At 35.0% G+C, this 12,220-nt stretch carries 12 protein-coding genes; 4 read left to right on the top strand and 8 right to left on the bottom strand.

Going from position 1 to position 12,220, the window contains the following annotated elements:
- Nucleotide 1: 1 nt before the first annotated feature.
- Nucleotides 2-1,021 (bottom strand): hypothetical protein, encoded by a 1,020-nt coding sequence (locus tag Q0058_RS07700; RefSeq protein ID WP_298222554.1) that lies wholly within the window; start codon nucleotides 1,019-1,021, stop codon nucleotides 2-4.
- A gap of 749 nt (nucleotides 1,022-1,770) precedes the next feature.
- On the opposite strand from Q0058_RS07700, the gene Q0058_RS07695 reads away from it, so the two are divergent.
- Together Q0058_RS07695 and Q0058_RS07690 are read left to right on the top strand one after the other, a co-directional pair.
- Nucleotides 1,771-3,435 carry a tetratricopeptide repeat-containing sensor histidine kinase gene (locus Q0058_RS07695; protein WP_298222552.1) on the top strand — a complete coding sequence of 555 codons (1,665 nt, stop codon included), beginning with the start codon at nucleotides 1,771-1,773 and terminating at the stop codon, nucleotides 3,433-3,435.
- Complete coding sequence (locus tag Q0058_RS07690) at nucleotides 3,425-4,060, top strand: response regulator transcription factor (protein WP_298222551.1); 636 nt, start codon at nucleotides 3,425-3,427, stop codon at nucleotides 4,058-4,060. The genes Q0058_RS07695 and Q0058_RS07690 overlap by 11 nt, the downstream gene beginning before the upstream one ends.
- 361 nt (nucleotides 4,061-4,421) lie before the next feature.
- On the opposite strand, the gene Q0058_RS07685 is transcribed toward Q0058_RS07690, so the two are convergent.
- Nucleotides 4,422-5,507 (bottom strand): serine hydrolase domain-containing protein, encoded by a 1,086-nt coding sequence (locus Q0058_RS07685; RefSeq protein ID WP_298222549.1) that lies wholly within the window; start codon nucleotides 5,505-5,507, stop codon nucleotides 4,422-4,424.
- A gap of 33 nt (nucleotides 5,508-5,540) precedes the next feature.
- A complete protein-coding gene (locus Q0058_RS07680; RefSeq protein ID WP_298222547.1) occupies nucleotides 5,541-5,876 on the bottom strand; it encodes a DUF6249 domain-containing protein in 336 nt (111 codons plus the stop codon).
- Between the two features lie 141 nt (nucleotides 5,877-6,017).
- Here Q0058_RS07680 and Q0058_RS07675 point away from each other — a divergent pair, with 141 nt between their 5' ends.
- On the top strand, nucleotides 6,018-6,608 hold the full coding sequence (locus Q0058_RS07675) for an RNA polymerase sigma factor (protein ID WP_298222545.1): 591 nt from the start codon (nucleotides 6,018-6,020) through the stop codon (nucleotides 6,606-6,608).
- Complete coding sequence (locus Q0058_RS07670; protein ID WP_298222543.1) at nucleotides 6,589-6,993, top strand: hypothetical protein; 405 nt, start codon at nucleotides 6,589-6,591, stop codon at nucleotides 6,991-6,993. Before Q0058_RS07675 ends, Q0058_RS07670 begins: the two co-directional genes overlap by 20 nt.
- 85 nt (nucleotides 6,994-7,078) lie before the next feature.
- Here the strand turns inward: Q0058_RS07670 and Q0058_RS07665 are convergent, their stop codons facing one another.
- From Q0058_RS07665 to Q0058_RS07645, 5 genes are all read right to left on the bottom strand, one after another.
- On the bottom strand, nucleotides 7,079-8,164 hold the full coding sequence (locus Q0058_RS07665) for a serine hydrolase domain-containing protein (protein ID WP_298222541.1): 1,086 nt from the start codon (nucleotides 8,162-8,164) through the stop codon (nucleotides 7,079-7,081).
- Nucleotides 8,165-8,364: 200 nt separating this feature from the next.
- Nucleotides 8,365-8,988, bottom strand: a complete 624-nt coding sequence (locus Q0058_RS07660) for a hypothetical protein (RefSeq protein ID WP_298222539.1) — start codon at nucleotides 8,986-8,988, stop codon at nucleotides 8,365-8,367.
- A gap of 368 nt (nucleotides 8,989-9,356) precedes the next feature.
- Entirely contained in the window at nucleotides 9,357-10,793 is a 1,437-nt protein-coding gene (locus tag Q0058_RS07655) for a S41 family peptidase (RefSeq protein ID WP_298222537.1), read from the bottom strand.
- Between the two features lie 75 nt (nucleotides 10,794-10,868).
- On the bottom strand, nucleotides 10,869-11,648 hold the full coding sequence (locus Q0058_RS07650; protein ID WP_298222535.1) for a LytTR family DNA-binding domain-containing protein: 780 nt from the start codon (nucleotides 11,646-11,648) through the stop codon (nucleotides 10,869-10,871).
- A 277-nt stretch (nucleotides 11,649-11,925) separates the two neighbouring features.
- A partial coding sequence (locus tag Q0058_RS07645) for a T9SS type A sorting domain-containing protein (RefSeq protein WP_298222533.1) occupies nucleotides 11,926-12,220 on the bottom strand: 295 nt, incomplete at its 5' end.

Genomic DNA, 12,220 nt, shown 5'->3' with positions numbered 1-12,220 from the left:
ATTAATTTTGTACAACAAATAAATCATTTGCATAAGCATTTGGGTAAGTGCTCTGGACACCGTTTATCCATAAAACTCCAGTTTTAGGATTGTTTATAATTCCGGAGACATACACGTTATTGTTTAGAACCTTAACCTCTGTTGCCGCATCCAGGAATGAATCTGTCAAGGCAAATCGTTCTTCATTTTTGAAATAGCAAGCGCCCTCATTATCCGTCCCTGTAATAAACACATCATTGAAGGACACCGAAATGCCTTTTGCATGAAAATATTCTCCCACATAAGTCAGCACCCCATTCTTCCAACAAACGCCATATTGCGGAGCACCAGGTGAATTGTCATTGTTGTATTCCGCGTAGTTCCCAAGAACATAAACATCAGAATCTATAACTTCAATTCCTTCAAAAGAAGGTACCATCGGACTTAGTGAAAATGCTTCTATCGGATGCGGCGTTCCGTTTTTCCAATAAAGAGCCCCGCCATAAAGAATATCATAACCCGGAATGTAAACATCTCCATTGACGACTTTAATGGATCCCGACATATTAGTTCCGTCATTGTTGGTAAGCACATTTTGAACACCGTTTTTCCAATAGGCCACTTCTCCATTTTCGTTTTTTCCCACTACATACACATCAACGCCATCGACCCAAAAATCAGTAGGTACGCAGAATTCATTAGTGATAAATGGTATTGAAAGTCCATTTTTCCAGAGTTTGTATTGGATTCGATTGCTATCATTATTTTCATTGCCTAATACGTACACGTCATCACCCACAACCCTGATTTTTTCTGCTCCTGCCCAATGGGTTCCATCCGTCAGGTAAGTAGGTATGTTATTTTTCCAATAGACCGCTTTGGTCAATTCGCCTGTAGTTGATAGTTGCCTGCCTGCCACATATACGTCAACAGCAGCTGTATGGAGCATTTGCGGACTATCGAAAGGATTCATGCTGTCAGAAGTGCAAGAAGCTAATGTTATGATCAACATCCCTGAAAGAAAGAATAGTTTTGATTTCATAGTTTTTTTTAAGATTGATGATGCTTATACCAAGACAATAAATCTTTAAAAGGTTGCAGACATATATGAAAAAAAATCAAAAAACACTCGCAGCACAACCATTAAAACAAATTTATAGTGGAGCAGTATCAATTCAAATACCTATAAATCTGTATACTTGGCTACCTGATTACAGGTATTTTGCCTTTTGATTGTTACTATGAATATCAGGATTCTTACTTTTGGCTTAATATTGTGAGAACATCAAGCTACTCCTATTCCGCTTAAATGCATTAGTAGTGTTAATGATACCCTGCATTTTATAAATAAATGGGCAATAAATATTCTCAAGGAAGTTTAAAAGCATTACTTTCAATAAATAATGTATCTTAAATCATAGGGTGATGGTTTCATACTTAAAAAAAATACTCTGCCTTATATTTTGCGTGAATGCATTTCAGGTGCAGTCCCAAACATATAAAAGCCTGACTAATGATCAGATCAGAATTGATAGTCTGCAAGCCGTGTATGCAAAAACAAAATCAGATAGCTTAAAATGTATCACTGCTTTTAAATTATCCAATATCTATTACAAAAATAATGACGACAAACAGTTTAAAACATTTTTAAATTCAGCCAACAGGCTTATTAAAGGCAATAACTTCTTAAAGGATCTATCTTATTATTACAATGCCATTCACTTACCATTATCGAATAAAGAGGATGAGATCCAAAATTTTAAAACTGCCTACGAACTGGCTAATTTAAAATTGAAAAAACACCAATTACACGAAGTCTATTCAATAAGATCTACCATCCTATTTAATTTGGCCTTAGTGTATCAAAGACAAAATAATGACCTCGATGCCATTAAAATTTTACTGAATGAAGCCATTCCTTTGGCCAAAAAAGCCAATGACAAAATTGAAATGGCAAATCTCTACCGGTTTCTGGGCCTTATTTTTTACAATAAAAATGACCTGCAAAAAGCGGCTGAATATGTTGGTCTGGCGATTAAAACACTTGAGGCAAAAAAACTAAGCCACGAAAATTATGCGGAGGATTTGCTTCAATTCTATCTTTTCTATGTAGAGATATGTTCCCTGCAAAACAAACTCAGTGAAGCATCTAATTATTTGCAAAAGGCAAAATCGTTGTTAGACAACCATCCTGATTCAAATCTATATATTGACTACTATTCTGCTAAGGGCACCTTGGAAAATCAATATAAAAATTACAGAAACGCCATCGCCATTTTTGATCTGGGAATCGCTAAAGCCCAACTAGTAAATGATACCTATTCTGTCATCAATTTTAAACTGTTGAAATTTGAATCCTTAAAAGAATTAAAGCAATACGATCAAGCCAAGAATCTTCTGCTTGAAGTATTAAGCAATCGAGAAGTTAATGTAGAGGATCGAAAAAATTATTCTAAAGACCTTTCGTTGATTTACAAACAACTCGGAGACTATAAAAATGCCATTCTATATAGCGAACGTTACATGTCATTGAGTGATAGCCTCGACAAAATTTCAAATAAAAATGAAATCGCCAATTTAGAAGCCCGCTACAAAAGCAAGGAGAATGAAAATAAAATTAAAGAACTTGAGATACAAAAACAGCAAGCCCTGCTGACCTCCAGAAACGACCGAATGAATTATATTGTTTTCGGATTAATTTCCTTTATTTTATTGCTAGTCACCATATTCCTGATCAAAAATTCAAAAAACCAAAAGCGAATTGCGGCACAAAAAGAGATCAATTACCATCAGAAACTCAATGCCTTAGAAATTCAGAAAGCGCTCGAAGTGATGCAGGCTATGATTGGCGGAGAAGAAGCCGAAAGAAAAAGAATTGCCAGAGATTTGCATGATGGTATTGGAAGCCGGTTGTCTGCTTTAAAAATGCAAGTGCAAAGTGTAACATCAAACACAAACAGTACTAGTATCCTTGAAGATTTTTCTGAATCCCTTTCGTTATCGATTATCGAATTGCGCCAAATTGCTTTCAACCTGATGCCTGAAACTTTACTGAAATTAGGACTTGAACTGGCTTTAAAAGATCTCTGCCATTCGCTAAACAGAGAAAACGTTACCATAGATTTTCAAGCCAATGAAATTAGTAAATCGATAAAAGCCAACGACCAGGTTACGATTTTCAGAATTGTTCAGGAACTCATCAATAATGCCTTAAAGCACTCCCATTGTTCAGAAATCATCGTAGATTGCAGTCAAAATCGCGATTTGTTTTTAATTACCGTCGAAGACAATGGGAAAGGTTTTAATCCGGAGGAATTAGAGCAATACAAAGGTCTGGGTCTTAAGAACATCAAAAACAGAGTCGAATTGTTGAAGGGAAAATTAGACATTCAATCCCGACCAGAGTCCGGTACGGTCTTCAATATAGAACTCTTATTGCAGTCATATGATGAATAAAAATTATAACATCGCTATCGTAGACGACCATCCAATTGTAATTGAAGGGCTGAAAATCCTATTGTCGTCATTGGATAATCTTACGATTAAAGTTTGCATGAACAACGGCAACAGCCTTTTCGGATATAACGATTTGGCAAAGTTAGATGTCATTTTTCTGGATGTATTTTTACCCGATATCAATGGGATTGATTTGTGTCTTAAAATCAAAAAACTGTATCCTAAAATTGTCATCCTGGCCATGAGCAGCCAATCTGAAAGAAGCATAGTCATGCAAATGATCAAAAACGGTGCGAACGGTTATCTGCTTAAAAGTGCGTCGTTGGAAGAGTTTAGCAACTGTATTCATTCGGCTCTCGAAGGTAAGCTCGCATTTTGCAACGAAGTGCAGGAATTGATCAACAGAACCGACATTACCGATCTGAAAGTGATTCCCAGATTAACGGTTCGTGAGAAAGAAATTCTGACCTTATTGAAACAAGGAAAATCAACACAGGAAATCTCAGACACTTTGTTTTTAAGTTTCCTCACCGTTCAGACGCATCGCAGAAATTTACTCAACAAATTTCAGGTCAAGAATCTTATTGAATTGCTCAATTTTGTGAATGAAAATGGCATTTTATAATCTTCTGAAAATTTACCGCATTGCTGGCGCGCTATGAATGAAATCATTTTCTAAAATCATTGTCGTTGGCTTTAAATATGGAAGTTTTACGATGCTCATTTTTGTGTTTGTAGTGAAAAAGGGTAAAGTCAATTGATATTGTAAGCTTCCATATTATTTAAAGTCAAATTTTCAAATATTTGCTTTTTGCAAAAAAATTCAGGTTTGCTTTACGATTTGGCTTTTTACGAAAGCGCTGGAACATTTCGTCTTTTTGAGTGAGAAAATTTTAGATTTATATACCGCACCTGTATTATAGTATTTGGAAAAAAATCAGAACTCTTGAATACTTTAGTAATTATATTGGGATATGTTTTTGGCTCTATCCTTTCTTTAGTGTACTTAAAGTTAACAACGCAATATCTTCGGTCACTTGGGTCGGAGAATTGCAATCACAATTACACAAACCAACAACATAAATATCTTCGCTCGGAATGTAAACGCCCATGGATTTAAACCCAAAAATACTTCCTCCGTGTTGTCGTGTTGTTACACCATTCACCTCTCTTAAATGCCAACCGTAGCCATAGGTAAATTCTTGACCGTTATTCAATTTATATTTTGTGAATGCCTTTTTTATTGTTTTAGCTTTCAGTAAAAGATTCTGATTTAGAGCATTTTGCCATTTTAGCATATCGCCTGTTGTTGACATCAAAGAACCTGAGGAAAAAGGAACACTAAAACTAATTTGTGTTTTATTTACATATCGAGATTCTTTTTTCTGGTAACCATAAGCTCTTTTGGTTATAATTTCTCTATCACTGGCATAAGATGATTGGGTCATTCCTGCTTTATCGAATATATTTTTCTGAACAAAATCCTCATATGTTTCTCCTGAAACTAATTCTATAATATAGCCCAAAAGCACATATCCTGAATTATTGTAGTCAAACTTATCTCCTGGCTCAAAATCTACAGGTTCGTTTTTAAAGAAATCAACCATCATTTTTGGCGTCATTTCCTTTTGTGAAATTTCTTGAAGTGATTTCATTTTCGTAAAATCTTTTATACCCGAAGTGTGGGTTAATAAATGATGAATGGTGATTTTTTCTCCCATAGGATAATCAGGAATGTATTTTGAAATCGGATCATTCACATTTAGTGTTCCTTTTTCTTCTAATATTAGAATCGAAATGGCCGTAAATTGCTTTGTCATGGAGCCAATTTGGTAGACATTTTCAGCAGTCAAATCAACGTTTAATTCAAGGTTTGCTTTGCCGAATGATTTTTGGTAAATAATGTCACCGGCTTTTGCTACTAAAAACGTTCCTCCAGGTCCGTTTTTATCTTTGAATACGCGTACAAGCAGACTATCAATTCCAGCTTCAAGATTTTGTGCCGAAACGGTGCCAAAAATGAAACAGACAACAAAAAGCAGGTAAGTTGATTTTATATTTATTGTTGCCATTCGATGTCTTTTGATGGATGATTGATTTATAATTTATTTGTCTAAACTTTTTGTCATTTTGAAACCTATTAATAATGATATTCCCGCCATTAAAAAAATCATTGCAGGATAAAGAGCGTTTGCATCTAATGATGTATAAGTTGCTAAGAGTAATGCGCTAAAAACTCCTGCACCAATACCCATAAACAAAAGCGCCAGATTTAATAGAATTACGGTTTGAAATGAATTTCCACTCCTACGAAAAATACTGGCATCGGCTCCTTTTTCTATAAGCGCCAATCGTTCTTTGTTTCTGGTTGAAAAATAAAGGTAAACGATACCGAAAATTGTTAAAAACAAACTTACTGGAATTACAATGCCTTCGTCCATAATTTTTAGATTTAAATGGTTATAAATGAATATGTTTTTAAACTATGACGGCATGGGTTTCATTTTGGTTACAACATTATTAAAAATATTTTTTCGCATTATTTTGTAACCTAATTCTGTTTATTATAGTCATACGTTTATATGACTTTTCTGGACGACAAACATCATATTCATCAAATAATCGAAGGAAACACAAATGCATTCGCTGTATTGGTAAACCAGTACAAGGATTTAGTGTTTACTTTGTCGTATAAAATGCTAAAAAACAAAGAGGAAGCAGAAGAAGTCTCGCAGGATACTTTTGTGAAAGTTTTTAATTCGTTGCGTAAATTTAAAGGAGAATCTAAATTTTCGACCTGGATTTATAAAATCACTTACAATACTTGCATAGACAGATTGAAAAAAAGCAAAAAAGATAGTCAAGTAGTTTATATAGAAGATTTTAACCAACATCAAATAAAGACAATTGAAGTCGTTTTGGATGCCATCGATGAAAAGGAAAGGAATCAAAAAATACAGGAATGCATACAATTGCTTCCGAGTGAAGATGCCTTTTTACTAACGCTATACTATTTTGATGACCAATCTATTGAAGACATAGCAAAGGTTATAGGTTGTAATTCTAATAATGTTAAAATAAAACTATTTAGAAGCCGGAAAAAAATAGCTTCAATTTTAAAAAGTCAATTAGAACCAGAAATACTAGCATATTATGAAAGCGAACGAAGATAAACTTTTAGAAAAATTAGTGGATAATATGATGCAGGATTCTGTATTGGAAGATCCTTCAGCTGACTTTACGGCTAAAGTAATGTCTCATGTATTGAAAGCCAAGAAAAGCAACATTTATGTATATAAACCCTTGATTTCAAAACCTGTTTTCGTGCTTATTCTTGGGTGTTTTATAGGATTATTTATTTATCTTTTCATCAATCGAGAAACCCAAACAAATAGTTGGGTTGATGATTTGAATTTCAAAACCGTTTACTATAATTATGCAATTTCACTATTTAATTTTTCTAAAATCACAATTTATTCCGTAATTCTTGCCACCTTTTTTTTATTCATTCAAATTTTATTTTTGAGAAAACATTTTTATCAGCAGTATCATAAATAGAGGATATTTTAATTTTGAAAAAACGAATAATTAGGAAGAAGATTTTGTGTTAAACCGAATGCTTAACGGCAGCATTTGAAACATATTAGCTGCCGTAATTCTCTTTAAGTTTTCTCATCAAAAGCCTTACGCCTAGTTGGGTTTCGTCATTGAATGAATTTGTGAAAATAATATAAGCTATATTTTTCAGTCTGTCTATTTGTACGATGGTGAAATACGTAAAAGCTCCGGTTCCCGAATGCACTGAAAGTTCTTTTCCGTTTTCATAAATATTAAACCAACCCATGGAATAGTTTTCAATTCCCTTATGTATGAATTTATAGGTGTCTGCTTTCAAATAGTTATTGTCACCTTGGAGACCTTTTAAATTCAATTGTATAAATTTGATGTAGTCTTTCAATTTAATATTGACATTACCTGCTGGTTCTGTATAATCCAAATGATCATCAACTGTTGATGGAACGGGAATAAGTTTGCCATTTTCAAAAGTATGCCCCCAAGTATCTTTTTGTTTTTGATTTTCCGGCCAGGATAATTTAACATTTAGCTTTAAATCTTGATTAAATACTTTCTCCACCAATTGCTCCCAACTTTTACCTGTCACTTTCTCCAACATTAATGTAGCCAAGGTATATCCCGCATTTGAGTAAATGAATAAATTTTGCTCATCAAGTTTTACAGGTTCTAGCGTTAACACAAACTTTCCAAATTGTTTTCTTTTTTCTGGGTTTGTTCCTTTGAAGTCTGGTATTTCAGGATCGTCTTCACCCTGAAATGGCTGTATTCCCGCTTGGTGTGAAAGCAGTTTCTGAAGTGTAATAGCGGCATATTCAGGTTTGCTTTTTGTTTTCCATTCCGGAAATAAATCGAAGAATTTGGTGGTCCACTTCAATTTTCTTTTTTCCACATATTTAGCAATAATAAACGCTGTCATTGCTTTAGTATTCGAACCAATATGAAATCGGTCGTTCAAAGTTGCTGTATCTGACAGGTTAATGGAGTGATGCCCCAATGCAGCAATTTCTAATGTTGATTTGGAATCAATCACTGCATAATTAATTTCTGGAATATTATATACACGACGAATTGAGTCTGTAAATTGAACAGTCTTTTGTGCAAAGCCAATGGTGGCAATGAATAGAAAAAATATTATTGCAGCTACTTTTCTCATTTCTTTGTTCTTGTATTAAGTAGCTAACGTTATGGATAAAAGCGAAATAGTAATTTATGGTGAATAATTTTTCTCCAGCAGGAGAAAGAATGTAAGAAAAAAAATCGGTGAACACGAAACGAGGGATTGCGTGACGCCTATTGGTGACAGGTATCTTATTTATTTCTATTGGACTCTTGTGTTGTAAACTCCCTAAATTATTAGAAATTATATCCAAAATGCAAACCCGGCTGGCCATAAAAGAATCTTGACCATTTATCGTCAACCTGCTGAAACGAATCAGGCATTTTTGATTGATAAGGACGATGCGTTATGGCTATTGAAGGTTGAATAAAAAATCTGTCCTTGAAAAGTTTAACGTGATAACCTATGGAATAAGTGTTAAAGATTTGAAAGCCATTGTCAATCTTTTTACCATGCTCATTTTTAAAAGTTTGCCAAGCAGGCATCACGTCAACTTGAGCAAAAAGACCTTTCCATAAAAACCTTTGATAGTTCACCGAAACTCCGTATTCACGAATATAACCCGGAAAACCTTCTCCTGCTGCTTCAAATGACTTTCCATAAGGAATGCCAATGGGCCAGGCATATTTCCAAGTTTTAAATTCAAGCGAAACTACATCCTTTCCTGTAATGCGATAACCTAAGTTCAGATAAACCATTTTTGGCGGATTATTATCCGGTATCACATTAGATAACATAAATAAAGTACTGCCTATAAAATGCTTTTTAAAAGTACTGTCTTCTTTGTCATATTGTGCGTTCATCCGTAAACCGCTTGTTAAAACTAAGACAAGTCCCATACATAAAATTTTCTTTTGCATGTGTTTTCTTTTATACTTTAACCGATGCCGCAAAACTAGATTTTAAATTCTTTTATCTAAATACCTGTTGTCAGGTAATTTTTTTGAGGTATATCGCAAATGTTACATCAGATTAAGCAACAGAATTACTATTTGCCTTTAAAACCAATGCGACGGGATTCTAACGCGTTTAATTTTCGAAAATCCATTAATCTCAGAGAAATCGATAACGAAAAAAAAATGAAATTATGGTAACATTACTATTACTGGTGAAACACATCCAAATCTTCCACACGAAAGTTCAACAACTGTATAGTAAACTCCACAAAAAAGCCTGTAATCGTAATGGTTACAGGCTTTTTATTTTTAGATTCTTTGCTCTTCTCATATCAATTTTTACCATTATTAATCATTTCCAATGCCTTAGCAATAGCGTCATCCGATTTCACAACAATATCTGGCGCAACGCCTACTTTATCCAAACGCACACCGTCATAAGTATAGAAATCGGCAATGGGCAACATCAGCATGTATTTTCCGGAAACCACAAAAGGAGAAGCAGCCAACATACCGCCATACGTTCTTTCGCCTATCACCGTGGCTTTTTTACGGTTTTTTAGCGCATAAACAATCGGTTCACAGGTACTTGCTGTGTGACCATTGGTCAAAACGTATAAATTTCCGGCGAATACAGGGTTGGTCGGTTTTTTAAAAATCAGTTTCACTCCGGGCGATTTTTTCAACTCGTTGCCAAACTCCTCCGTATCTTTGGGTTGCAGCTCTGGAAGCGTCTTGAATAGTTCGGGCTGATAGCCTGAATACTGTAATTTGTTGGTTGGAAAATAACCTACTTCCAAATCCTCGGTCACTATATATTTTGCAAGGGCAAAAGCAGCACTGATGCCGCCGCCGCCATTTTCTCTTAGATCGATGATAAGGTTTTTGTATGCCGTATTGGCTACGATTTTAGGCAAGACTGCTTCCAATTCGGCGGTAGAACTACTGAAATTCTTAATTTGCAAATAAGCCGTTGAGGCGTTTTTTTCTTCAAAAATAACAGACTTCGGTGCGGTTGCGGTTGCTTCATTCTCAGTGGGTTCCTCTTTATTCGCTTTATCCCCTGCAATGGTTAGCGTTAAATGGGTAAAAGGAAGCTTTTGGGTGAGCATGTTAAAGCCGAAATACAATTCAATATCGTCATGGGCTTCGTTACACAGTTTTTCAAGTTTTTTGTCGAATTTTTTCCATGTTTTGGTTTCCAGAACACTTTTTGAATAAATATTATTATGTATTGTTTTTATCATTTTCGGATAGAGCGGTTTCTGATCAATCCTGACTTCAGTAGAACTCACGCCATGTATTGACCCGACGGATAGGCCATCCTTATTAAATAATTCACCGCTTAGTATTTGATCGTTTACCATTCCTTTAAACTTCAATTTTCCGACCATCGGGATTTTGGTATCGCCCAATAAACTGTCTTTTTTCTGTTCGCCTTTGATGGTTACGATAATCCCTTTCTTAGGCATTTTCCCTAAAAGTCTAGCCAATCTTGCCTTACCGCCTACGATACGCAGATCGGCATTTTTTGGAGAAGTGATTCTGAATTGGTTTTCGGCAGTACTTACATCCAGAAAAGTGGAAATAACAGTGCCGTTGCCAAAATCAAGTTCGCTTTTAAAATGCGCCGGAAGGGTTTGTGCAAAAGAATAATTAAAGAGAAATAAGAGTGCAAAATTCAGCGCAGTGAATTTCATTTTGGTGTTGCTGAGCATGGTGAGATGATTTAATTGAGTCCTCAAAGTAAAAGCGAAATTCTTTGCCATTCCACTAAATTTGACGAAACGACTACTTTTTTTGACCATCGGATTAGGAGAAACGCACGCAATTCTTCCGGAAAGCTAAAGCAAGCTATTTTTGATGTCCTTATAATAGGTTTTAGAGAGTGGAATTTCCTTATCGCCCACCGAAAAAGTGATTTTGGCGCCTTGGGAATTACCAATTATTTCTTTGATCGTGCCCGTATTGACCAAATAAGAACGGTGGCATTTTTGCAAAAAAGGAAGCTGTTCGCAAACATTAGAAAGTGTTTGTCGGAATGTTTTCGAGGTTACTTTTTGGGTTTTATCAATAAAGCAGATTTCAATATAGTTTTCGACCGCTTTGATAAATAACAACGTCTCTTTTTCGAGTTTCAGGATTTCATTTTTATTTTCTCCTATTAGTGTAATGGAATTGTCTGAAAGCGGCATAATACGCTCGCCAAACTTCTGTCTTAAATAAAGCATGGGCGGCACAAAAACAGGAACCATCCCGGCGGTAGTGATAAAAAGAAAGTTCAGATAGCCTCCTGTGGATAAACTTTTACCCTCATTGACGATGTATACGTTGTATAAATAGAGTACTGTTCCAGCCAAAAAACAAAAGGTTATTGTAGTCATGATTTCATACCACACCAGCCAAATTTTACCAAATCTAGAGTACCAGATATTCTCGATACTGCCGTGGATCACAAATACAAAACAAGTCAAAATGCCATAACCGGATAGCAGTAATGTTTTGTAATCTGCTTCAAACTGACTTGTATCAAAGGGTTGGAGCACAATAACGATGAAGTTCAGATAAATGCATAAAATAAGACCAACGAGTATTCTTCTTTTTTGTGATGCTAAAAAATGCACTGGCCTTTTTAAATAATTCAATGGATATGCTATTTGAAATGGTTGAACGAATGAAATTTGGGAACCCAAATAAAGGTTTCAATATTCCGATTTTTTATTCGGAATTAAAAATAAATACTATTGAAAATTCTGGGTTCTCTGTAAAAAAACAAGTCTAAATTTTCTATCCGAAAGTTCGATCACTTTGTGTTAAACTCCACAAAAGCCTCATTGAAGCTTTATAAAACAAAAAACCTCTCCGTTACCGGAGAGGTTTCTTTATTTAAAGACAATGTGATTATCTTTTGATCACTCTTAACGTTTTCACGTTGTCCCCTTGAGTTACAATAATGTTGTAAACTCCGGATGGGTAACGAGAACCGATTTCTAAGTTTGTGATACCCTCTACGCTAGACTGACGTGATTCTACTTCACGGCCCATCATATCGTAAACTTTAACCCCAACTTGATCTTCACTAGATGTGTTTACATCCAATTTGAATGTTTCAGCATAAGGGTTTGGATAAGCTTTCACTTCATAGATATCTAAAGCAGTGCTTGTTTGTCTGCTTGCTCCTGCTGTAGTGGTGATA

Origin of the sequence: Flavobacterium sp. (genome assembly GCF_027484705.1) — a bacterium.
GTDB lineage: Bacteria > Bacteroidota > Bacteroidia > Flavobacteriales > Flavobacteriaceae > Flavobacterium.
The sequence above is the reverse complement of the archived record's forward strand: the minus strand, read 5'-3'. Positions and strand labels throughout refer to the sequence as shown.